The sequence below is a fragment of the Streptomyces sp. NPDC006235 genome (genome assembly GCF_040613735.1).
GTDB lineage: Bacteria > Actinomycetota > Actinomycetes > Streptomycetales > Streptomycetaceae > Streptomyces.
In genome coordinates, this window is sequence record NZ_JBEXSR010000005.1 from 13,855 (window position 1) to 37,813 (window position 23,959).

Sequence of the window (23,959 nt, forward strand, 5' to 3'; positions counted from 1 at the left end):
TCACCACACTTCCACTCGGGGATCGGCCGGGGTCGCGGCGATCCTGCGCAGTGCCCCGGCCAGCTGTTCCCTGTGCAGTTCGGCCTGCGTCAAGGTCCGCCGACTGTCGAGCCGGGTCATCCTGTTGGCCCGGGCCTCACCGGAGAGGTAGAAGTCGACCGCTCCCCAGAAGCCCTTCCTCTCGGCCTTGCGTGCCAGGGCCGTGTCGTACGTGGAGCGGGCGAGGACCGCCCGCTGCCGTTCCGCGCGATCCTGGCCGGAGATCACACACCGGCACAGTTCCTGAATCACGGTGCCCGCGGCCTTCACCTTCACCTTGGGCGGAATCTCACGGAAGCGGTAGTGGCCCTGGAAATCCAAAGTGGCCTCTCCCTCGGCGCCGGTCTTTTCGATCCACTGGCCTTCCATCAGGTCCACGCAGCCATAGGTGTCGACGGGGGCGTAGATCACCCGGATCGTGCGGTGCTTGGACTCCTCCTGCACGATGTCGAGCATCGGCCGGTACTTCTCCCGCACCAATTGCCTCAGCCGTGCCGCGTCACGGCCCTTTCCGCCGTTGTCGTCGAAGTACTTCTCGCACTTCAGCGGGGCGATCACCAGCACGGCCGGTTCGTCGCGGTGAGCGGGGAGGTTGCGTGCCCGGGCCCACTTGCGGGCCATCGCCTCGACGTCCTCGAAGCCGAGCAGATCGGCCACCGCACGGCGCTGGGCGGGGGTGACCGCCTCCATCAGCACGGCCGCCTCCACCGGTACCAGGAGCATGAGGCTCTCGGTGATGTGGGCCTCGCAGTCCGGCCAGCTCTCCTTCGCCTTGGGCCTGCTGCTGCGCTCCGCGGGATCCAGCCATGTCCCGGGGTAGTCGAGGATGCTGAACGGGATGCCGGGCAGGCTGTCGCCCGCGGCCCTGAGCCCCACCTCGTAGAGCTGTATGTCCTGGCTCCCGCCGAGAGAGGCGGCGTCGAACTCGCGTGCCTCGATGGCCCGTCGCAGGTCCTTGCGGTTCCTGCGCACCTTCATCTCGGTCTGCTCGTCCAGGATGAGGCTGATCTCCGAGCCGGACAGCATGGTTTCGGTCTCAGCGAGGATGGCGGTGATCAGGGTGGTCTTGCCGACCCTGCTCGGACCCACCATCGACGCCTTGAAAGACGGCGTCATCGCCCAGTCCTCTCTGTCGCGATGCGCGGACGGTCGTCGGCGATCAAGGTCCGCAGCTCGGCGGCCAGCCGGTGCACCTTGCGCAGCCCCTCCATCACGGCCTGCGGCCCGGTTCCCTCGTCCGGCCACAACCGGTCATGGAAGGCGGCCGCGAGGCGCCGGAACTCGGCTTCGGAGGAGTCGGAGCGCACGAAGGCGTCCTCGAACTGCTCGCCGTAGGCGAAGAGCACCTGAGCCGTCGTGCCCGGCTCCTGTGCCAGGACCGCCTGGGCGTCGTACGCGGCCTGGCGGGCCAACTGGCTGACGCGGGCGAACAGTTCGGCGGCTCCCTCGGCCGTTCGCGGCACCGCGAGAAGGGTGGTGGCCGCGTTGCCGTCGCGGGGGTCGTCCTCCTCGGGGAACAGCACGTCCAGGGCGCGGCGCAGGCGGGGCAGCACCCGTGTGCGGTAGTCGAGGCGGACGTCGAGCGCGAAGTCCAGCGTCTCGGCCAGCGACGGACAGGGATCGGGCGCATCCCGAAGAGCCTCTGCCATGGCGGCCATCAGGTCCTGAGGGCGTGGTCCGTGACCGTCGGTCAGGCGCACCATCCGGGTGCCCAGCCCGGCCACCAGGCCGGCCCAGTACTCGTCGCGGCGCTGGAGCAGCAGATCGTCGACCGCGGAGAACCGGCGGGCCATCTCCACACGTACCCGGTTCAGCTCGGCGGACGCGAAGGGCAGGGATGCCCGGTCGACCCGGAAGCGGCTCAGTGCCCGTTCCTGCCATGCCTCCGGGCCCTCGCCGAAGCCGCCGAGTATCCACTCGCGGACCTCGGCGTGCACCTCGGCGACCCGCTCGAAGAACTCCTCGTCCTCGTAGTCCTTGTCGGCGCGCCCGCGCAGCCCTTCCACCCAGACCTGCAGCGACGCCGCGACCTGAGCACGGAGCGCTTCGGCGCGGGCGATCATCTGCTCCGTCAGGGTGGGAACGGCGAGCGTGCGGAGCGTCTTCGACAACTCGGCCAGGTCGGACCCGATCCGCTCCCCGCGGTCACGGCAGACGGCGATGGCGTCCTCGATGACCACTTCGTCCATACGCGGCAGTGCCGTCGCGAGGTGGTCGAGGACGGGATGCAGCACCTGTTCCCGGACGGCGTCCCCATCGGCTCCGTCCGCCAGGATCACCCAGTAACCGCGGTCCCCGGCGGCGGCGTTGAGGCGGTCACGGAGATCGTCGTGGAGAGCCTTGACGTTCTCCGGAAGGCAGGCGCCGGTGTTGACCAGAACCAGCGTAAAGTCCCGTACGTCGGCCACCGCGCAGGCCCGGCCGATCAGTTGCAGTGCGTCGGCGTCCTCCTTGGCCCACATGGCGTTGGTGTCCGTGGGGCGTTTGACCACGATGGCGAAGTCGATGTCGTTGCGCAGGCCGGCCAGGTGGTGTTCCTCGGCGTCGGGGGTGAGCTCGCCGAGTCCCGGCAGATCGACCAGCCCCAGCGCGGTGACGTCCTCGATCGGGAAGGCGCACGTGATGGTCGCGTCGCGAACCGCCAGATAGGGCCGCCGATCGGGCTCCGCGTCGGCCTCCGGATAGGCGACCCAGTCGCGGATGTCCGCCAGATCCACGGTGCGGATCTCGCCGGTGAGGTAGGCGCGGTACGACGGCAGCGCCTGCTGGGCCTCACGCAGGCGTGCCAGCATCGGCCCCAGCGTGGGCCGGGCCGAACCCTCCGCGGCTTCATCGTCGATCACTCGCGGATAGGGGTGACGGGCGAAGGCCGACAGATCCCTCGGCGCCGGGCCGAGGCCCAGTTCTGCATGGTAGGGAGCGATCACCTCGTCCAGGAACGACCGTTCCGTGTGCATCGTCAGACGCGCTCCACGGTCCGTGAGGGAGTGGTAGATCTTGCTGCGGACAGCCGTGACGGGCTGTCCCCGGCCGCTGGGTATCTGCCGGTCGTCCAGTCCCGACAGGGACTGGAGCAAGGTGCTCTTCCCGTTTCTGGCCCGGCCGCTCACGCCGAGGTTGACCGTCTCCCGGTTGACCCTGCTGCGTACGGTGCTCAGGGTGTCCAGGCACTCCGCTGCCGCCTTGGCCATCCCCGCGGGATCGAGCGATGCGAGGAGGCCGGCAGCCGTGCTGCCCGGCTCGGTCGCCCGGATACCGGCGACCGCGTCGCCCAATTCCTCGGTCACCCTCAGGATGTGCCGCCATCGGTCCAACTGGGCGTCGACGGCCGGAAGATGTTCACGCCGCCTGCGCAGCACCGCATCAAGGCGCCCCCCGTTGTCACTCACTCAACAACCCCCTGGTGCCCCACTCTTGCCCCCCGGAACCGCCGTCAGGCGCGCCTGTCCCCCACGAACGTGACGTACCCCGGGAGTTCGATTCGAATGGCCAAACTACCCAAGAAGCCGGGCATCTGATCGTGATTTCAGCGCTTTTTTTCTTCCTGGCCGATCATTACTTCACAACACTCTAAAAGTGATCTCCAGAAGCGCCAAAAGCGACTCAACCGAGCAGCTCCTTTACCCAAAGCGCTTTTCATCAGTCAAACAAACGAGCCCTCACACCAAGCCTGACGTAGCGACCCTGCTCGGCGTAACCGGTGGCGCTCTGGTACCCATGGGCGTCGCCGGCGGTGGCTCGCCTCGACGACGAATCCCCGTGCGGTGATCCGGACGTCGACTACAACAACGCCTTCATGCGTGACGAAGTCCTGTTCCTCGGAGACGGGGACAGTAGATTCGGCCAACAGCCGCAGAGCCTGCCGCCGGCGACTGGCCAACGCGTCGTGGTCGAGCCGCAGGCCGAGGGCGAGATGCCCGCTCACTTAGATGGCCTGGGCGTGCTCGAACTCCCGGTACGGCGAGGGCTCGAACCGCCAACGCCGCAGTGACCGGCGGCATGGAACGCAGCGGTGCGGCAACCGCCTCGAGTTCGTCCACCGACCTGGACTCGCGGTCCCTCACCGCCACGTACAGCTCCACGAGCAATGGCTTCAGAGCCGTCTCCACGTACTCGTCGTCCGACAAAGGCGGACGGCGTCACTGCTTCGCGCCCGGTCAGGCCCCGGCGTGCACAAAGGCTGCCCACAGAAACGGGGCCTGCGGCATCCGGTCGCGCAGCTTGCGCACTGCCCGGTGCAGGGCGAACGGGGCCCGGTCGCTGTCGAAGACTCCTTCTTCGTTCCGTATCTGCGTATAGAAGCGGTCCGCGATCTGCACCGCCCTGGCGTCGCTGATCTCCCACTGGGTGCCGACGACATGCGGGAATCCGGCCAGCTGGAACGCGGACACCAGGTGGATCGCCTCGTCGGCGAGCTGCAGAGAGCCACCGAAAGCGGTCCGGCACGCCGACAGATAGGCCAGCTGAGCCCGATCGAGGCGTACGGGTGCGAGTCCGGCGACGGTGAACGGGGCCGTCTCGTGATCCAGCAGGAACAGCCGGCTGCTGGACGGGTCGTCGGCGCGGGCCTCACCGTGGCAGGAGAAGTGCGCCACGGTGCAGTCGGGCAGTTGTGCCAGCACATTGTCCCGGGTCGGGAGACGGTCTCCGTCCCCGTTTCCGTTCCCCGTCGCGTCCGGGGAGAGAACGACCGGTCGCGGCAGATGGCTGCTGATCTTCTCGACCTCCTGGCGAACCTTGTGCAGCGGGGGTGCGCCGGGTGTGACGGGCATGGCGACGATCAGCGACCGGTCTTCCTCGACGACCGTTCCCGCCCCGGCCGCCCCGACAGCCGTCGCCGAGGCCGTTGCACGCTGCGTCTCCCGCCGGCGCCGGGCATGGCTCAGCGCCCGGATGGTGGGCGTGTGGGAGGAGACCACACGGTCCATGACCGTGCGCCGTCCCTGGCCCGAGGGCCCGCCTGGCGGATCGCCGTGGTGACCGGCCGCGTGCACCGGCAGCAGTCCCAGCACTCCGCCGGTCGCCCACCACACCCGGGGCCACGGCCTGCCGGGCGCTGGTTCAGCGGTGTGGCCCAGCGCTTCCAGGACCGGCCCGGTCGCATGGTCCCAGAGCCATTCCAGGACACCTCGAAGCGTCTTCTGAGCCTCCTGGAGCTGCTGCCGGGACGCCTCCGCGCCCCCGGCGACCGCCAGGGACCGGTGGAAGACGCGGATCTGCTCCAGCAGGTCGTCCCAGGTGAGCCGGGGCAGCGGGAGGGCTGTGACGTCCGTGCCGTGGAGGAGCAGGGCGTCGCTGCGGTAGCGGCTGACGGCGAAGGTGACGACCGCACCCTCCCGGGCCTCGTCGAGGAGGTCGGAGAGGGCGGGAGGACGGGCGAACGAGGCGAAGCCGTCCAGCTCACGGATACCGGCGAGGAGATCGGTGAGGCCGGCCGCCCAGCGGCGGCGGTCGGCCGGGGTACCGGACTGCCCCTCCAGCAGGGCCCGCAGCCGGGTGAACCGCTCCGCCAGATCCGCATGCCGCTCACGGAGTTCGGTCAGGTCGCCCCGCACGTCCAGGGCCTGGCTGAGAAGGACGGCCCGCCCGGACTCCAGCAACCGCAGCGCCTGCACGGCCCGTTCTCCGCCTTCCTCCCCGGACGGGCCGGCCAGGGCGAGGGAGGCTGCCTCGCCCGCCAGCCCGGCGGTTCGGCCGAGTTCGTACTGCTGATCGCCTCGCTCCTGCTGCCCGGGAGCCACCTGAGGAAGCAGCCGGACGGCGAGTTCCAACAGATCGGCGGCGCGCCCGGGATCAACGGACACGGTCAGGTCGGCTGCGCTGCGAGCGGCGTAGACGCGCAGCGAGGGCGCGGCTGTCTCCGTCCGGGCGGCATCGGTGAAGACCGAGACGGCTTCACGGAGATCGTCGTCCGCCGTTGTGCCGGCCGTCTTCGACGGGCCCGTCGCCGGTTCCCCGCCGTCCGCGGCGCTGTCCCCGAATCCGCCGTCCTGCCGCGTCCTCAGATGGCGCAGACGGAGCGCGAGTCCGAGATTGGAGGAGACACCGGCCCTGTCGGGGTGGTCCGGGGGCAGTAGGCCGGCGGCCTCCCGGCCTTTCTCGATGGCCTCGTCCAGGTCGGTGACATCGCCCCGCCCCTCGAACCGCTTGCGCAGGGCCAGACCGAGATTGGACAACCGGGCGGCCCGCTCGGCGTGATCGGAGGGTGTGCGGGACAGGGATTCCCGGCTCGCGTCGATCGACTCGTCGATGTACTGCGCGCCGCGTTCCCGGCGATCTCCGTCCCCGTCTCCGGTCTCCTCGCGTGCTCCTTCCCGGTTCGCTTCCTGGAAGAGCTCGTACCGTGTCCGCAGCACGAGGCCGAGGTTGGACAGGAAGCCGGCGCGTTCCGGGTGGTCCGCCGGGGTGAGGTGAACCGCCTCTCGCGCGGCGTCGACTGCGTCCTGCATGTCGCTTTCCCGGGCGTCCGATGCACCGCGCCCGGTTCGTCGGCGGAGCGCCACGGCGAGGCCGTTGAGCATGGTGGCCCGGTCGGGGTGGTCGGCGGGGACACGGTCCACGGCCGCTCGGGCCGTGCGGACCGCCTCGTCGAGGTCGCCGGACATACCGTCCCTGGCGAACCGGACAGCCTGGGCGATGCCGAGGTTGGTGAGCACGGCGGGGTGGTCGGGGTGCCCTTCAGGAGTGCGGGCCACGGCCTCTTCAGCGGCCTGGATCGCGTCTTCCAGATCTGCCGGCCGACCACCGTGCTCATACCGTTTACGGAGCGCCTGTCCGAGGTTGGAATGACGGCGGGCCAGCGCGGGATGGTCGGCCGGGGTGAGACGGGTCGCCTCCCACGCGGCGTCGACTGCGGCGTCCAGGTCTGTGAGGTCTGCCCGGGTGTCGAAGCGCTGCAGGTGGGAGGTCGCCAGGTTGGTCAGCATGACGTCCCGGTCGGGATGGTCGCCCGGGGCCACGTCGAGGATGCGGCGCCACCGGCGGACGGCTCGATCGGGAAGGCCCGGGTCGACGGAGCGGAGGGTCTGTTCCAGCAGGACCGTGGCCTCCACGACCGCCCGGTGGATCAGCAGGGGGCGGAGCGGGTCGGGGAGAGGGGTCACGCCGGCGAGCAGGCAGGGGGTGAACATGTCTGCAGCAGCGTCGAGTTCCCGTTCCTCCGCGGGTCGGTCGTCGGCGATGGCACGGTAGCGGTACCAATGGAGCCAACCGAGGCGGCAACGGGCGGTGAGTGCGGCCTTCCTGTCTGCGTCGCCGCCGCCCTCGCCGCCCTCCTCTGATTCGTCGGCGATGCGATCCTCGTCCTCGTCACTGTGCGCGTCCAGCAGGCCGGCCAGCCGGAGTGCCTCGTCCCGTGCGCCCGGCTCCAGGACGGGGGCGAGATCCCGTGCTTCGGCCACCCTGCGGAGCCGTTCCGCCACCGCCGCGCTCAGCTCGTCCCGTGTCAACGCGTCCCACCCCTCTGTGCGATGTCCTGTCCCCGGTCCCCTACGGGGGCCGGTGGTTCAGCCCTCGCCGACCAGGACGAAAGCCGCCCAATGAGACGGCCGTTCGCTGTACGTGGCGCGCGTCCGGCGCAGGCCGACGGACGCGGCGAACCTGTTGAGTTCGGCTGTGTCGGCGTCGCGCAGCCAGGCCTGGGCCCGGCCCAGTGCCACCGCGGGTGGCATCGGCAGCTCGTCCTGTTCCGGCGCGCCGAGCAGGTGGAAGGCGTAGAACCTGGCGATCAGCAACGCCGTGGAGCGGTCGTTGACCTCCCACAGACTTCCGACGACGCCGGCTGCTCCGGACTGCACCAGCCCGGCCGGCAGACCGATGCCCTCGTCGGGCAGTCGCGCCATGTCGGTCACCGCCGTCCGGCAGGCGGAGGCCACGACGAGCCGGGTGCCGGCGAGGGCTTGGCCGTCCAGGAGTTCACGAAGAGTGAGGCGGTCGCCGTCGGCGAGTTCCAGACAGGACGCGACCGGGTCGGTCGCGTCGTAGTAGCCGTGCCCGGCGAAGTGCAGATGGGTCGCCGTCGGCAGCGCCCGAAGCAGGTTGTCCTTTGTGGCGTCGGCCCCCGTCAAGGCCTCACCGGGATCGGTGAACAGCCCGCGCACCGCGTCGAGTTCGGATCCGGCCCAGGGAAGTGGCGGGTCGCACGGATGGGGCTCGGCAACTCCCAGCAGCCTGGTCCCGCCGTGCGGAGGCTCCGTGCTCGTGGCCCGGGCGGCGATGAGTACGCGTGCGGAAGGCGTGTACGACACGGCGACGTCGTCGAACAGGCAGCGCGTCGTTCCCTCCACCGAAATGCGGGCGGCGTGGACGGGCAGGACACCGAGAACGCCGGTGGTCACCAGGACGGCACGGCTGACGTCCAGGGAGCGCAGCCGCTTCGCGAGAGGAGCCATCAGCCGGGTGCCCAGCAGGTCGAGCAGCTGCAGGAGATCCTCGTCCTCCCCCAGCGACGGGTGGGCGGCGAGCGCAACGAGCAACTCCGGTTCGGACAACGGCGCCTGTACAACGTCGATACGGATTCCGGACGCCTCCGTCGTCCCCTGGACGAGGAGGGCCACGCTGCCGTGCCGTGACGTGACGAGGTAGACCAGCGGTGGTCCGTCGGCCGCGGCCCGGCGCACGGCCGCCATCGGTGCCGACCGCAGGAAGTCGTGGAAGCCGGGCAGGGCCCGAATGGCTTCGGTGGCCGCGGTGAGCTGCGCCTGTGCGTCCGTCATCGCGGCGCGCAGGCGTCGCGGGGTGCCGGACTCCGCCGTGCCCGGGCCGGCGTGCCAGCGGGCCTCCACCGTCCGCACGCGCTGCACAGCTGCGCGGAAGTCCGCTACGGCGTCGGCGTGTTCCCGGCTCAAGGCGTCCAGTCCGACGCGGTCACGCTGCAGTCTGTCGCCCAGGTCCCGGGCCCGGCTCTGCTCCAGGACGGCCACCGCGCGCTCGGGGCGGCCGGCACGAACCAGGGCGTGGGCCGCCTCCCTGGGAAGGTCAGCGGTCTGGACGAGTTCTGCCTCCTTGCCGCCCGGCAGCACGGTGATCCGGTAGAGGTTCTCGGCCGCTTCGAGGGCCTGCTCGTAGGCGTCGGCTGCCGCGGACCAGGTCCCGGCCTCGGCGTGTGCGTCGCCCAGCAGACCCCAGGCGCGACGGGCATGGGCGGGCGCGGTCGCCGACGGCACGACCGACACGACCTCGCCGAGGAGCCGCACCGCCTTGGTGACCCGGTCAACCCTGTCCTCAGGGCTGAGGGACGTCAGCCAGGCCCTGGCCAACTCGGTGGCGGACTCGGCCCACTCCACGGGCACCGTGTCCGGCGTGCGTGTCTCGAGGCTGCTTTCCAGCAGTTGGATGGCACGTTCGTAGTCGGGGCGGTCCCCGCGGCGCAGGGTGGCGGCCAGGTTGTAACGGGCGCGTGCCGCTTCGTGGCGGTCGCCTTGTGCTTCGTACGTCTCCAGCGCCGTTGTGTGCAGCCGGATCGCGGTGCCGAGTTCCTCGGCTGTGACCTCGGGGCGCTGGACGAGGGTGTTGGCCAGGTTGTCCGCGATGGCGGCGTGCATGAGGGGATCCTCGTCCGCGGGGGCCAGTTCGAGGCCGCGCCGGTACCAGGTCACCGCCTCGTCGAGGGCGGCTGTGCCGCTCCGGACGGCGGTGTTGGCCAGGGCGTCGGCGATGGCAGTCGCGGCGTTCGCCATGTCGAGCGGGAGCCGCAACTCCTCGTAGAGCGCGAAAGCCTGCTGTGCGTGGTGCAGGGCCGTGCTCTGGTTGGCATCGTGGTCGCCCTGGAGCCGCATCCGGTAGCAGCGGCTCAGGTTCACCAGCGCGTGGGCGCGGGCGGCACCGCGAAGTTCAGGCGCCTCCACTGCCCGTTGGAGGTGGCGTCGGCCGAGTTCCAGGGCGTCGGGGTCCGCGGCGAGCGCCGGTTCGGACAGGACGAGGCCGATGTTGCTCTGCGCGATCGCCCAACGGTCCGGGAAGTCCTCCCGGTTGAACACGGTCAGGGCCGCTATGTGGCGGTGCAGCGCCCTGCGCAGGTTGCGGGTCCGGTCGTCCGGGCATTCCCAGTAGCAGTTCGCCAGGTTGGCGATGGCTGCCGCCCACTCCTCAGGGCTGGTGGACCGGCGGAAGCAGGTGAGGGCGGCACGGAGGGCACGCTGTGCCCGGGCGACGTTCTCGGCCTTGTTCCCGTGGGGGCGGGAACGCCAGGCCGATCCCAGGAAGGCCTGGACCGCCGCCCACTTGTCCCGGCTCTCCGGCCGGTTCAGCAGGCGCGTCGCCTCCTCGGCGAGCCGGATCGAGTGATCGTGGCTCTCGGGGTCACCGCCGGCGCCCGAGGCGTAGAGCTGGGCAAGTTCGGCGAGGAGGAGACCGTGCGCTCCCGGATGGTGGTCGGCGGGGACGAGGGCGAGCGCCTCGGCGAGCAGGGCGCAGCGCCGATCGAGGCGGTCCGTGAGCAGCCTGCGCCGCAGCAGTTCGGACAGTTCGGGCGGCAGCCGGTCGGCGTCGTCCCCGGCAACTCTGCACAGTTCCGCCCAGTCGATCCGGTACCACTCGGCCAGAGCGCCGTCGGGGAGTGCCGAGAGGTGATCCAGTGCCGCGTCCAGTCCGCCTTCTCCTGTCCGCCCGCCCGTCGCGTCCGGAGCCGAACCGACCGCGTCCCGCCGGTTGACGAGCATCTGCAACGCCAGTCCGCCGAGCAGCGCGGGATGACCGGCGACGGCCGCGTCCCGTTCCTCCTTCGTCTCGGCGGTGAGCAGAACGGCCAGCGCTTCTTCCGCCTCCAGAACGGCGTTGAATTCCTCCAGGTCGGGGGCGGGCACACCGGTGGTGCGCGCCCTGTCCAGGGCTCCGCGTGCGGCGGCCCGGGCGGCGGGCGTGTCTCCGCGCCGCCGGTGCAGGCGTGCGGCGGTGCCCAGCGCCTCTGCCGCGTCGGAGGCGGCGCCTTCGGTGTCGAACATCTCCACAGCGACCTGCAGGGTGCGCAGTGCCTCCTCGTCCGCCCCCGCCTCGGCCTGGGCCGCTGCGACGAGCCGAAGGGACCGTGCCTCGTTCAGCCGGTCGCCCATGTCGTGGAAGAGGCGCCGGGCCCGGGCCGAGTAGTCGGCCGCCTGGTCCGGATCGCCGAGCGCCTGCAGCAGCGGAGCCAGATCGCCCGACGTCCGCGCCTCGCCGCGCGGATGGCGGGCGGTGCGGTAGGCCAGCGCCGCCTGCTGCAGCAGGGCCGCGGCCTGGGCCAGGTCACCACGCCGGTGGTGAAGTTGCCCGAGGTGGGCCAGGGCAGAGGCGCGGACCGCCTGGTCATCCAGGTCGGCGGCGAGGTCGGCGACCTCCTGGAACAGCCGCTCGGCGTCGACGTCCCGGCCCCGACGCTGGAGCGCGATCCCCAGGCTCTGGAGCAGGTCCATACGCACCCAGTCGGCTCCGAGACGCGCGGCGCCCTCGATGCCGAGCCGACTGGTCGTCTCCAGGCCAGCCCAGTCCTGTACGGCGATCAGGAAGTGCACCAGGTGCTGGACCAGTGCGACGGTCCGCTCGTCGTCTCCCGCGCCGACCGACGACTCCAGTCGCTCCGACAGCGCCGCTCTGGCGGAGGAGAACCAGGCGAGGGCGGCGCCGCGCCCGTGTCCGTCCTGTGCGGCGGGCCCGTTCAGCCTGCCCGCCATCTCTGCGAGCAGGTCCGGCTCCCCCGTGTTCGTGTCCATGCCCCTCCCCCGGGTCGGCGATCACCGTCGTTCCGTTGTTCGGACCCACGCACGGGAACCGGAGCGGCTGCCCCGACGTATAGATCTGTGTCGTGACGGATACGCTAAGTGAAGCGTACGGGGTCGAGGGGGATCGGTGACCGGTCGGCAGATGATCGACGACGAGACGCGGACCGACGTGGTCGAGGTCCTCGGCGACCTGCTCGAATGGCAGCTCGCACCCCAGCGTTGGGACCGCGTGCAGGCCCTTGTCGAAGCACTCGCCGAGGCCCTGGCGGCCGGTGACGGCGACAGCGTACGCGCCGTCACCGCCGAGCTCGAGCTGTCCGGGCCGGTGCGGATCACCAGGATCGGCGCCGACCCGGTGATTGCGGCCCCGCCCCACACCCGGGATCAGGCAAATCATCTGGTCCACTCGCTCGGCGTCCCGCCGCCGCAGGATGCGAAGCCTGGTGGCGGCACCGTCACCCCGGGAGGTGACGATGACGACGGACCCGGCCAGGACTCCCATTGATCAGGAACTCGTCGTCCACCTCTACACAGCACTTGACGGACCGCAGGCCGCACAAGGGTACGAACTGATCCGCCGCATCTGGGAGCGCTGCCGGGACGAGCTCGGCATGGACCAGCCGATCGCCGGCACGGGCCTGCCGGCCACGCTGCCGCCCGACCCCGGGTCCCTCGTTCCGGGAAGGCCCGCGGCGGCCCAGGAGCACCCCACGGCAGACTTCCAGGCGGTCGTGCGGCGCGAGCACGACGTGGTCAACCTGTCGGTCGCGCTGGCCGCACCGCTGGGGGCCACCTCCAGGCGCCTGCGCATCGGCTCGGCGTCGCCCCCCGGCTGGGTGGAGTTCGACCGGTGGTGGGCCGGGCTGACGGCCGACGGCACCGAAGCGGTGCTGGGCGAGACGCGTGTGTACCAGGCGAAGTTCGTAGGCACGGACGTCCCGCCGCTCGACCTCGCGGCAGCCGAGGTCCGCCGGGCCCTTCCCGACGGCGACAACGCTCCGTACTGGTGGCAGCGGGGCTGGACCACCGAGCAGGGCTTCGCCGTGTGGGAGCTGTCTCCGGACGACAGCGGGGCCCGACGACGCATCGTCGTACTGGCCTCACAGGACCAGGACGCACAGCTCAGCGCCTGGACGTGGAGCCAGGGGCAGCCCGACATGCCACCCTTGTGCCGCTACTCCCTGCACGCGGCGAAGCTGCGTTACCAGGCGCGGGTGCGGGACGACGGAGATGTGATCGGCACGCTGATCCGGCAGGTCGTCGAACGCACCGATCGGCTGCCCGAGTTGTCTCGCCGACTCCCAGCCGACGCCCCCGCGGAACTCGGTGCGCTGCGCGACGACGAGGTTCGTCTGGCTCTGGTCCACGCCAATGTACGGGACATGCTGCAGACCGTACACATGGCTGTCGACAACATGACCAAGGCCCAGGTCGCCTTCTTCCCCACCGACCGGGAACTCGCCGAGTGGCTGCCCCGCCAACTCGGCAACGACGCCGACTACCTGGCGAGCGCCCGGCTGCGCGCCGAGGATCTGCGCCGCCTGCTCGGCCCCGCAGCCGATGCGGCCGGCCCTCCGCCCGGCGGCGCCACCCGACCAGAACCGTCCCAGCCGGACGGCGATTCCGTCCGCTCGTCGGCGACGCCGGACAGACCCCGCTCTGCCCGCCCCTGTGTCGGCGGCGCCTCAGGGACCGTCGAACTCCGCATGGGGTTCGCCGTGGACATCGAGGGATACAGTCGCCGTACTTCCCTGGACCAGAGTGATCTTCAGGACCGGCTCGCCCTTCTCGTCCGGCAGGTTCTCGGAGGGCTGGGCATCTCCCTGGAGGAAACCGACCACCAAGGGACGGGAGACGGGATGAACGTCTTCCTCCCGGCCGGGGCGGAACTGCACCGGGCGCTGCCCCACGTACTCCGTTCCTGGCAGGACCAACTCGGTGCCGACAACCGCCGCTTCCGCGACCGGATGCGCCTGCGCCTCGCCACCGTCGTAGGACCGGTCGGAATCGCCGCCGTCGGCTACTCGGGCAGCACCATCGTCAAGGTCAGCCGCATGCTCGACAGCGCGGTGCTGCGCACTGCTCTCCGGGACAATCCGCAGGTCGACTACGCCGCCTTGGTCTCCGAACCCCTCCACGAGTACGTCGTCGGGGAAGGCCATCCGGGGCTGGCTCCGGAGGAGTTCCGGCGTGTACTGGTCGAGTTCAAGGAGTACAAGGCACACGCGTGGCTGTGGCTTCCCGCCTGATGTCGGACGTATCACCGAGGCACGAAGGGACCAACATGGCGCGCAGAACGCGACGTCCCCAGACGTCCGTACCGCGGACTCCGCTGCCGCAAGCGTCCGCGGTGGACAACGCCTGGCGGACGCTCCAGATCGTCACCGACTGGATCAAGCATGCCGAAGCCAAGGCGGCGGTGACGCTCACCGCGGCGGGAGTCATCGGCGGCATCCTGTACAGCCTGGTCAGCACCGCGCCCGCTCGCAGCCTTCCCTTCGACCTCGCCGCGTCCCTGTGCGCTCTGCTGACCGCGGGCTCGGCGATGGCCACCGGCATGGCCGTGCGCCCGCGGAGGAAGAACATCGGACAACCACCCAACCTGCTGTTCTTCGAACACGTGGCCCGCGCCTACCGTTCCCCTGAGGACGGGTACACCGAGGCGCTCTCACGCCTCCTGGTGGACGATAGGACACTGACCGCCGCCGTCGCCGAACAGATCTGGGCCAATGCGCACGTCGCCCGCCGAAAGTACTTCTGGAGCGGTGTCGGTACCATCCTGCTGCTGCTTGCCCTCGCGGCCGTGGCCCTGACCGCAGCCCTCAGTGTGCTCGGCGATGCGACGTGAGCTGATCGCCAGGACGGCATCACGACGTCGAAGCGTGCCCTGCCGGGAGCCAGGAGTGGAGCCAGGACCATCCTGGCTCCACTCCGTCGTGCGGGCGTGTCACTGGAACTGGGCGAAGAACCTCCAGATCTCCGCCTTGGTCCAGGTGGTGACGCCGCTCTCGCCGGAGGAGCCGTCGACCGGACCGGGTATGTGGCCTCCGTCGAACGCGGCCCATTGGACCGGGTATCCGGCACGGCAGCCCGAGTAGGTGGTGGTGATGTGCGTTCGGCTGCCCGGGGCGGGCTCGCGCGGGCTTTGGGCAGCGCAGCCGTTGTTGGCGACGAACTTGTCGCGCAGGGACCGTCCTTGCCCGATGTTGAGGACGTTGTCGCTGATGCCGTGGATTCCGAAGTAGGCGATGGGCTGGGTGCCGCCGCTGCACCCGCTGATCTGGGCGCCGGAGATGACCGCCACGGCCCGGAAGACGTTCGCCCGGCTGCATGCGAGTGCGTAGCTCATACCGCCGCCCCAGCTGAATCCCGTGGCGAAGCGCTGTGCCGGGTTGACGCAGAGGCCGCTCTCGATGCGCCGGATCATGTCGTCGACGAAGGTGACGTCCTCACCACCCGAATTGGCCCAGCCGTTGCCGAGGCCCTGGGGGGCGACGAGGATGGCGCTGTTGTTCGACTGTTCCTGTTGGCCGTAGTAGGACCAGGCGCTGCCGCTCGTGCCGCCCGAGGCGACGTCGCCGGCGGTTCCGCCCCGCCAGTGGAACGCGAAGATCAGCCGGTAGCGGTGGCTGTTGTCGTAGTTGGCGGGAACCCTCAGGATGAAGCTGCGGCTCTTGCCGCCGCTCTGAATCGTGTGCGTGCCGCTCGTCAGAGTCGGGGCGCTGCCGCATCCGCCGCCACCGCCACCGGACGACAGCTTGACCATCTGCCATTGCTGGTTGGCGCCGCCCCAGTCGGAGTACTGGACGACGTTGCCGCCGTCGGCGGTGGAGGCGCCCTGCACCTCCACGGCCTTGCCGCTGGTGCGGTTGACCAGCCGGACGTGGCCCGCGTCGGAGTCGGCCAGGCGGAACTGCTGGTTGGCCCCGTTGTGGTCGGCCCACTGCTGGATCGCGGCGCCGTCCGCGGTCGAGGCGCCGGCCACGTCCAGAACCTTGCCCGAATGCCGGGCCTTGAGGCGGTAGAAGCCGCCGCCGGAGTCCACGAACTGCCACTGCTGGTGGGTTCCGTCGTTGCGCGTCCACTGGTTGATCCGCGCGCCGTCGGCGGTGGACGCGCCGGAGACCTCCAGCACCTTGCCGCTGTTGCGGTTGACCAGGACGTACCAGGCATTGGGGTCCACCGTCGCCGCCTCGGCGGGCGCCGGATTCACCACGGCCAGCATGCCGACCGCGAGAGTCGCGGCCACCACGGCGGCGACCCGGGACCACCAGCGCTGTCTGGGCGGAGGGGCGGGGGAAGCCGCACCGTAGGTCTTCATCGACTCAGCCTTTCGTCTGTGGCAGGTCCCATCAGGTGCGGGTCCAGCGCTGGTTGCTGCCGTTCGAGCAGGAGTAGAGCTGGATCAGGGTGCCGTTGGCGGTGCCGGCTCCGACGGCGTCGAGGCACAGGCCGGACTGGACGCCGACGATGGATCCGTCGGAGTTGAGGCGCCATTTCTGGTTGTCGCCGCCCCAGCAGCTGTAGATCTGGACCTTGGTGCCGTTGCCGGTGCCGGCGGCGTCCAGGCACTTGTTGCCGTAGACCCTGAGCTCGCCGGCGGCGGTGTGCGTCCACTGCTGGTTGGTTCCGTTGTTGCAGTCCCACAGCTGGAGCTGGGTGCCGTCGGTGGTGCTGGTGCCGGGCACGTCCAGGCAGCGGCCCGAGCCGACGCCCTTGATCGGCCCGCCGTCCGGAGGGGGCGTGGTGGAGCCGCCGTTGAGTGCGTTGAGGACGGCGGTGTAGGCGGGCTTCTTGCTGCCGTTGTCGTGGAACAGCAGCGGCGTGTGCTCCCGTCGCCAGGAGTCGCTGTCGCGTACACCCCAGACGGTGATGCCGAGGCAGCGCGGGACGGCCAGGCAGTCGTTGGTCACGTTGGCGTAGGTCGTGGGCGAGGCGCCCTGGATGTCGAGCTCGGTGATGGCCACGTCGACGCCGAGGGCGGCGAAGCTCTGCAGCGTGGTGCGGAAGTTGCTGTTGTACGGGCTGTCGTTGTTGAAGTGGGATTGGAAGCCGACGCAGTCGATCGGCACGCCGCGCTGCTTGAAGTCGCGGACCATGCGGTACATGGCCTGGGTCTTGGCCCAGGTCCAGTTCTCGACGTTGTAGTCGTTGTAGCAGAGCTTGGCGGCCGGGTCGGCGGCGCGGGCGGTGCGGAAGGCGACCTCGATCCAGTCGTTGCCGGTGCGTTGAAGGTTGGAGTCGCGCCGGGCTCCCGAACTGCCGTCCTCGAAGGCCTCGTTCACGACGTCCCACTGGGTGATCTTGCCCTTGTAGTGGGCCATCACGCCGTTGATGTGGTTGATCATCGCCTGGCGCAGCGCGTTGCCGCTGAGGCTGCGCATCCAGCCGGGCTGCTGGGAGTGCCAGGCCAAGGTGTGGCCGCGCACCTGCTTGCCGTTCTGCACCGCCCAGTTGTAGACGCGGTCACCGGCGGAGAAGTCGAAGCGGCCCGGCTGCGGTTCGGTGGCGTCGATCTTCATCTCGTTCTCGGCCGTCACCGAGTTGAACTCACGGCTCGCGATCGAGGTGTACGCCGAGTCGCCCAGCCTGCCCGAGGCGATGGCGGTGCCGAAGTAGCGGCCGCTCTGCGCCGCCGCGGCACCGAGCGTGCTCTCGGCGGCGTGTGCGGGCGGCGGCGCGACCAGTGCGGTGACCACACCGAGGACACCGACGACCAGCGCCAGCAGCAGGCCGCGGATCTTCCGGCGGACAGCGGGTCTGGGAAGGGCATACGAGCCCATGACTGTGCCTCCAAGGGAGAAATCAAGGAAGGACTGGAGCACGGGGGAAGTGGCGCCTGTCGTGCAGCACAGATTGCTCAGGGCCGACGTGGTTCGATATCTCGAACCACGGCCGGTTTCTCAGACCGGATGATTGAGGGATTGACGATGCATCGTCAATACTCCTCACAGAAGAAGTTTCGATTTCCCACCCGAAACATTCGAGGGCGAGTGGAGCGCTGTTTGTAGACAGTTCGGCGACAGGCCTTGACCTAAGGGCCTCTCATTCCTAGCTTGTGGCGTCACGGCTTCCGGGAATTCTTCGAAACATTTCGAGATGGTCCTCGGGGTCCCCTCACCCCCCGCCCCCAAAGGAGTGCCCCTGATGCGTCTGAGACGCTTACTCGCCGTCCTCGCGCCTCTGCTGCTCGTGGCCACCTTCCTCGGTGCCCAGCCCGCCGCCGCGGCGACCGTAGACCCCAACGCCTCGTACGTGCTGGTCAACCGCAACAGCGGCAAGGCCCTGGACGTCTACAACATGGCGACCGGCGACGGCGCCCGCATCACCCAGTGGACGAGGAACGACCAGAGCCAGCAGCAGTGGCAGTTCGTCGATTCCGGGGGCGGCTACTACCGCATCAAGTCCCGCCACTCGGGCAAGGTGCTGGACGTCCACAACTGGTCCACCGCGAACGGCGGCTCGATCGTCCAGTGGGCCGACCAGAACGCCACCAACCAGCAGTGGCGGCTGGCCGACAGCTCGGACGGCTACGTGCGGCTCATCTCGCGCCACAGCAGCAAGGCCCTCGAAGTGCAAGGCGGCTCCACCGCCGACAACGCGAACATCGTCCAGTACGACGACTGGGGCGGCACCAACCAGCAGTGGCAGCTCGTCAAGGTCGGCAGCGGCACTCCCGGCACGTGCGATCTTCCGTCGACCTACCGCTGGACTTCTACGGGCGCGCTGGCGCAGCCCAGGGCCGGGTGGGCCTCGCTCAAGGACTTCACCGTCGCCCCCTACAACGGCAAGCATCTCGTCTACGCGACGACGCACGGCACCGCGGGCACGGGAGAGGGTTGGGGTTCGATGAACTTCGGCCTGTTCACCAACTGGCCGGAGATGGCCTCGGCCGGCCAGAACAAGATGTCGGCTTCCACCGTCGCGCCCACGCTCTTCTACTTCGCGCCGAAGAACATCTGGGTGCTCGCTTACCAGTGGGGCGGTGGGAGCGCCTTCTCCTACCGCACGTCGAGCGACCCCACCAACCCCAATGGCTGGTCGGCACAGAAGGTGCTCTTCTCCGGAAGCATCACCGGCTCCGGCACCGGCCCCATCGACCAGACGCTCATCGCCGACGGCCAGAACATGTATCTGTTCTTCGCCGGTGACAACGGCAAGATCTACCGGGCCAGCATGCCGATCGGGAACTTCCCGGGCAGTTTCGGCTCGAGCTACACAACGATCATGAGCGATACGGCGGACAACCTGTTCGAAGCCCCGCAGGTCTACAAGCTCCAGGGCCAGAACCGCTACCTCATGATCGTCGAGGCGAGGGGCTCGCAGGGCCGCTACTTCCGCTCGTTCACGGCCACCAGCCTGAACGGCTCATGGACACCCCAGGCCGCGACCGAGAGCAATCCCTTCGCCGGCAAGGCCAACAGCGGCGCCACCTGGACCAACGACATCAGCCACGGCGAACTGATCCGCACCAGCGCCGATCAGACCTTCACCGTCGATCCCTGCAACCTGCAGTTCCTCTACCAGGGACGCAACCCCAACATCGGCGGCGACTACAGCCAGTGGCCCTACCGTCCGGGTCTGCTGACACTGCGGCGCTGACGGCGTGACACGAGTCCGGTTCCGGTAGGGAACCGGCGTGGCGGGCTCGGCGGAGGCCGAGCCCGCCCTCGTCACGCGACCACGTCAGCTCCCATACGGCGACGGAGCGCGAGGCCTGGCCGGCACATCCGCGACCCGGAACTTACCGGTGAGCTACTCGCCGAAGAAGCTGGGCTTCTTCTAGACGCCCGAGAACGCGGCTTGGTTCTTGCCTGCGGTTTTGGCTCGGTACAGGGCGATGTCAGCGTCCCTCAGCGCTTCTGCCGGCGTGGTCGGCCTGGTGATGCTCCGTGCTCCGATGCTTGTTGTCACGTGAATCGAATGGCCATGGGGGAGGGTGAAGGAGTCCTTGAAGGAGTCGAGGATCCGCAGGGTGTAGTCGTGCAGCGCGCTCGCGCCCAGGCCTTCCACGAGCAGTGCGAATTCGTCCCCGCCGAGCCTGGCCACGATGTCCTGCTCGCGGACCCTGCCTGTCAGCCGCCGTGCGACGCCAATGAGCAGTTCGTCGCCGGACGGGTGCCCCAGCGTGTCGTTGACCTCCTTGAAGCCGTCGAGATCGAGCATCAGCAGTCCGGCGGGAGAAGAGAGAGAGCACCGGCCGAGAACGGACTCCAGGCGCGCGTCCAGCAGCGCTCGATTGGCCAGACCCGTCAAGGGGTCGTGGGTCGCCTGATGGCTCAGCTGCTTCTGGAGCTCTTCCTGCTCTCGCAGTGATGCCGCGAGGTCGTGGGCCTGCGTCCGCGCTTCGGTGGCCCTGCTCTGTGCGTACTGGGCCAGGAACGCGATGCGCAGCACCAACAGCAGCGAAAGGGTCGCCAGCATGCCGACGATCACCGTGACGTTCACGGGCTGGTACCGAATACCCCCGACGTTGGCCACCACGATCAACGGCCCCATCAGGATGAGCGCGATCAGGATCGACAGTCGTTTCCGGGGCATGCTCTCCTTACCGTCCGACAGTTGTGCCGAACGGCCGACCGACGGGTGCAGCGCCGCAGCCCCCAGCAGGAGGGACGAGAGCATCCACCCCACTTCGGACACGTCCTCCGCGATCGCGGTCCCGGTCGTCGCCATCGTTCCGTAGTAGAGGCCGTCGGCGGCGAGGAGGGCCAGCAGCCATCCGATGCACAGAAGAAACGACGGAGTGCGCTTGCCGGTGGTGAGCATCAGCCGTGCGGCCACGGACAACAGCACCAGGTCGGCGACGGGATAGGCGATGGACACCGCGAGCGGCCACGCGGACAGCTCGCTGCGCAGGTAGGGGGCGATGATGAACGCCCACGACAGAATGCAGAACCCCAGCGTGACGATTCCCGCGTCCAGCAGTCCCGCCCAGTGCAGACGGCCTGCTTGCTGCCGGGCCAACGTCACCAGGCCCGCGGCGAACAACAGGTAGCTGCCCAGGTACAGCATGTCGGCCACACCCGGGAACGGAACGTCTGCGTCGCGGACCTGGTACATGCCCCAGATCGCGTCCGCCACCGTGTACGGTGCCATGGCCGCCGCGAAGAGACACCACGGAACGAACGATGGGGGCCTGTTCCTGGCGAGCCCCACTGCTATCGCGAAGACGACCGAGGCGGCTACGAGCACGGGCAGCATGTAACGCGCTGGGGAGGAAGTGACCAGATACATGACGATGATCGCGGTCCCTGCCGCCGCATACGCCCAGACCGCCGCATCACGGCGGGCGGGCGACAGGACTTGACCCTTGCCCACAGGTTCTCCTTCCCTCCTCCGGCCCGTACGCGCCCGGGCGGCGGTGTGCGGGCGGCTCTTCAACCAGGTTCATTGGCCGGGAGTTTGGGAGCGGAGCGTCTCGAGAATGCGACAGGTGCGGTCTAGTTCGTCCTGGAGGCGGGGAGCGGTCTCGGCCAGTGAGGCCGGGCGTCCGGCACGCGCCTGCCCTTCCAGCTCCTGGCAGCGGGCGGCGAGGCCCTCGGCGCCCATGTTGCCGGCGGCGCCTCTGAGGCTGTGTGCCTGATCTGCGATCTCCTGCGTGTCGTGGCGGTCGAGCGCGTGGAAGAGCGCGCTGGTCATCTCGGGGGCCCGCACGAGGAAGTGGTCCACCAGCCTGTCCACCAGTTCGTGCTCGGCCGGTGTGCCGGCGCCGCGCAGTTCGTCCAGCCGTCGCTCGATGGATGCGCGCAGGTCCTCGTTGTCCGCCTGTGGGTCGGCAGGGCGGACCCAGTGCGCGAGGGCTTGTTCCAGGTCGTCGGCGCTGACGGGTTTGGAGACGTAGTCGTCCATACCCGCGGCCAGGCACCGTTCCCGGTCCTCGGCGAGGGCGCTGGCGGTCATGGCGATCACCGGTAGGTGACGGCCGTGCTCCCGTTCCCGGCGGCGCAGTTCCCGGGTGGCACTGTAGCCGTCCATCCGGGGCATATGGCAGTCCATGAGCACGGCCTGATAACTGTGTTCCTCGGTCATGCGCAGGGCCTGGACACCGTCGGCGGCGGTGTCCGTGCTGTAGCCGAGCCGGGTGAGCATGCCCTGGGCGACCATCTGGTTGATCTCGTTGTCCTCGACCAGCAGGAGATGGCCGCGGTGGGCGGGCTGGGGCGTGCCGGGAGCCTGCGCTTTAGGAGCCGTTCTGGCCACCGGCGTTGTCCGGGTGGCCAGTTCGACCAGGGCATCCAGGAGCTGCGACTGGTGGACGGGCTTGGACAGGCTCTGGGCGATCCCGGCAGCCTGCAACTCGGCGGCGGGCGGCGGGGGGCCCGAGGTGAGCAGCAGCATTTGCACGCGGGCGAAGTTGTGATCGGTGGTGATCCGGCGGGCGAGTTCCAGGCCGTCCATGTCGGGCATGTGCATGTCGACAAGGGCGAGGTCGAAGGAACGACCAGCCGCCTCTGCCTCGTGCAGGGCCACCAGTGCCTGGGGGCCTCCGGCGACCATGGCCGGCTGGATGTGCCATCTGCGCAGCTGCGTGTCGAGGATCAGCCGGTTGGTGTCATTGTCGTCGACGACCAGGACACGCAGCCCCCGAAGGATGTCGGGGTGCGGTGGGGCCGGGGGTTGTTCGGGGGCGTCGGGTGCGCGAACCGGGACCACGAAGGAGAAGGTGCTGCCCTGGCCGGGACGGCTGTTGACGCCGATGGAGCCGCCCATGGCCTCGGTGAGCCTGCGGCAGATGGCCAGGCCCAGACCGGTGCCTCCGTAGCGGCGGGTGGTGGAGGCATCGGCCTGGGAGAAGGCGTCGAACATCCGTGCCTGATCGGCCTCGGGGATACCGATGCCTGTGTCGGCCACCTCGAATCGCAGCCACGGCGCCTGCTCCGCGGGGGGACGGGACGGGGCCGGGCGGGCACGGAGCACGACCTCGCCGGATGTGGTGAACTTCACCGCGTTGGATGCCAGGTTGAGCAGAATCTGCCGCAATCGGCCGGCGTCGCCGAGCACCATCGCGGGCAGGTCGGGATGGCAGTCGCTGAGCAGTTCCAGGTCCTGCGCCTGCCCGGTCTGCGCCACCAGCGAGACGACCTCCTCCACCAGTACCTGCGGGCTGAAGGCGACCTCGTCCAGTTCGAGCTTGCCCGCCTCCAGCTTGGAGAAGTCCAGGATGTCGTTGATCAGCGACAGCAGTGCCGTGCCGGCGGCCTGAATGCCCTCGGTGTAACGTCGCTGCTCGGCATCCAGTTCGGTGCCCAGCAGCAGGTCGCTCAGCCCGATGACGCCGTTCATGGGGGTGCGGATCTCGTGACTCATGGAGGCGACGAACTGCGACTTCGCCTGGGACGCGGCGATCGCCTGGTCGCGGGCCTCCGCCAGAGCGGCTTCGGCCTGTTTGCGCTCGCTGATGTCCCGGATGAAGGCGTTGAAGCAGCGCGCCTTCGCCGACTTCAGCCGCCACACCGCCAGTTCGACCGGGATCTCGTGGCCGTCGTGATGACGGGCGGTGACTTCGACCTGACCGCCCAGTACATGAGTCTCCCCGCCTGCCAGCACGCGTTGCAGACCGGCCCTGTGCGCGGCGTGGTACCGCTCAGGAATGATCGTCTCCGTCAGCGGGCGGCCCATCGCCTCGTGGTGGCTGAACCCGAACAGCCTCTCAGCGCTCAGGTTCCAGTCGATGACCAGGCCGTCCTCGTCGATGGAGACGAAGGCGTCCCGGGCGGTCTCGATGACCGAACGTGCCTGATCCTGCAACAGCCGCAGCGCTTCCTCCCTGCGCCGCTGGCCCTCCGCCCCGCGGACGAACCCCCGCACTTCGAGCGGCTCCCCTGCTGGGTCCCGCACCAGCCAGGACGTCGTCTCCGTCCACATCCAGTGCCCGTCGGCATGCCGCACACGCAGACACACCGCCACCCGGCCGTCGCGGCGCAGATCCCGCTCCGCCCACTCGAGTTCCTCCACATCGCCCGGATGCACCCAGGACTCCACGGACGTCCCCACGATCTCCTCGACCGGGCGGCCCAGCATTGCCTCCCCTGCGGAGGACACCTCCTGGTAGACGCCCTCCAGCGTGCGGCGGAAGACCATGTCCGGAGAGTTCTTGAGCAGCAGCCGAAACCGCTCCTCGTCGTCGGCCGCGTACTGCCTCGGCGTGGCTGTCGATTCCGGTTCCATCGTCCGCCTCCACATGTCAGGCACGGCCACAAGGCGGGGCCGGGGACACCGAACAG

The 23,959-nt window shown here is 69.6% G+C and carries 13 protein-coding genes; 5 read left to right on the forward strand and 8 right to left on the reverse strand.

The window, feature by feature from the left end:
* Both ABZ192_RS07730 and ABZ192_RS07735 read right to left on the reverse strand, forming a co-directional pair.
* Positions 1-1,155, reverse strand: coding sequence for a hypothetical protein (locus tag ABZ192_RS07730; RefSeq protein ID WP_356923621.1), 1,155 nt, complete (start codon positions 1,153-1,155; stop codon positions 1-3).
* Positions 1,152-3,326: a hypothetical protein gene (locus tag ABZ192_RS07735; RefSeq protein WP_356923622.1), complete on the reverse strand. Its 2,175-nt coding sequence runs from the start codon at positions 3,324-3,326 to the stop codon at positions 1,152-1,154. Before ABZ192_RS07735 ends, ABZ192_RS07730 begins: the two co-directional genes overlap by 4 nt.
* Positions 3,327-3,772: 446 nt before the next feature.
* Here ABZ192_RS07735 and ABZ192_RS07740 point away from each other — a divergent pair, with 446 nt between their 5' ends.
* Complete coding sequence (locus ABZ192_RS07740; RefSeq protein WP_356923623.1) at positions 3,773-4,030, forward strand: hypothetical protein; 258 nt, start codon at positions 3,773-3,775, stop codon at positions 4,028-4,030.
* A gap of 166 nt (positions 4,031-4,196) precedes the next feature.
* On the opposite strand, the gene ABZ192_RS07745 is transcribed toward ABZ192_RS07740, so the two are convergent.
* Together ABZ192_RS07745 and ABZ192_RS07750 are read right to left on the reverse strand one after the other, a co-directional pair.
* Complete coding sequence (locus tag ABZ192_RS07745; RefSeq protein ID WP_356923624.1) at positions 4,197-7,487, reverse strand: CHAT domain-containing protein; 3,291 nt, start codon at positions 7,485-7,487, stop codon at positions 4,197-4,199.
* A gap of 57 nt (positions 7,488-7,544) precedes the next feature.
* Complete coding sequence (locus ABZ192_RS07750) at positions 7,545-11,723, reverse strand: CHAT domain-containing protein (RefSeq protein ID WP_356923625.1); 4,179 nt, start codon at positions 11,721-11,723, stop codon at positions 7,545-7,547.
* A 151-nt stretch (positions 11,724-11,874) separates the two neighbouring features.
* Here ABZ192_RS07750 and ABZ192_RS07755 point away from each other — a divergent pair, with 151 nt between their 5' ends.
* The 3 genes from ABZ192_RS07755 to ABZ192_RS07765 all read left to right on the forward strand — a co-directional run bounded on the left by ABZ192_RS07755 (position 11,875) and on the right by ABZ192_RS07765 (position 14,580).
* Positions 11,875-12,237, forward strand: coding sequence for a CATRA system-associated protein (locus ABZ192_RS07755; protein WP_356923626.1), 363 nt, complete (start codon positions 11,875-11,877; stop codon positions 12,235-12,237).
* On the forward strand, positions 12,206-13,981 hold the full coding sequence (locus tag ABZ192_RS07760) for a CATRA conflict system CASPASE/TPR repeat-associated protein (protein WP_356923627.1): 1,776 nt from the start codon (positions 12,206-12,208) through the stop codon (positions 13,979-13,981). Before ABZ192_RS07755 ends, ABZ192_RS07760 begins: the two co-directional genes overlap by 32 nt.
* Positions 13,982-14,082: 101 nt before the next feature.
* The gene (locus ABZ192_RS07765; protein WP_356923628.1) at positions 14,083-14,580 is read left to right on the forward strand and encodes a Pycsar system effector family protein; all 498 of its coding nucleotides are present in this window, start codon (positions 14,083-14,085) and stop codon (positions 14,578-14,580) included.
* Between the two features lie 99 nt (positions 14,581-14,679).
* Here the strand turns inward: ABZ192_RS07765 and ABZ192_RS07770 are convergent, their stop codons facing one another.
* A complete protein-coding gene (locus tag ABZ192_RS07770) occupies positions 14,680-16,053 on the reverse strand; it encodes an RICIN domain-containing protein (RefSeq protein ID WP_356923629.1) in 1,374 nt (457 codons plus the stop codon).
* Positions 16,054-16,084: 31 nt separating this feature from the next.
* Positions 16,085-17,515 (reverse strand): endo-1,4-beta-xylanase, encoded by a 1,431-nt coding sequence (locus ABZ192_RS07775; protein ID WP_356923630.1) that lies wholly within the window; start codon positions 17,513-17,515, stop codon positions 16,085-16,087.
* A 364-nt stretch (positions 17,516-17,879) separates the two neighbouring features.
* On the opposite strand from ABZ192_RS07775, the gene ABZ192_RS07780 reads away from it, so the two are divergent.
* Entirely contained in the window at positions 17,880-19,334 is a 1,455-nt protein-coding gene (locus tag ABZ192_RS07780) for a non-reducing end alpha-L-arabinofuranosidase family hydrolase (RefSeq protein WP_356923631.1), read from the forward strand.
* A 180-nt stretch (positions 19,335-19,514) separates the two neighbouring features.
* Here the strand turns inward: ABZ192_RS07780 and ABZ192_RS07785 are convergent, their stop codons facing one another.
* Both ABZ192_RS07785 and ABZ192_RS07790 read right to left on the reverse strand, forming a co-directional pair.
* Positions 19,515-21,053 (reverse strand): GGDEF domain-containing protein, encoded by a 1,539-nt coding sequence (locus ABZ192_RS07785; protein WP_356923632.1) that lies wholly within the window; start codon positions 21,051-21,053, stop codon positions 19,515-19,517.
* Positions 21,054-21,122: 69 nt separating this feature from the next.
* Positions 21,123-23,903 carry a response regulator gene (locus tag ABZ192_RS07790; RefSeq protein ID WP_356923633.1) on the reverse strand — a complete coding sequence of 927 codons (2,781 nt, stop codon included), beginning with the start codon at positions 23,901-23,903 and terminating at the stop codon, positions 21,123-21,125.
* Positions 23,904-23,959 lie beyond the last annotated feature (56 nt).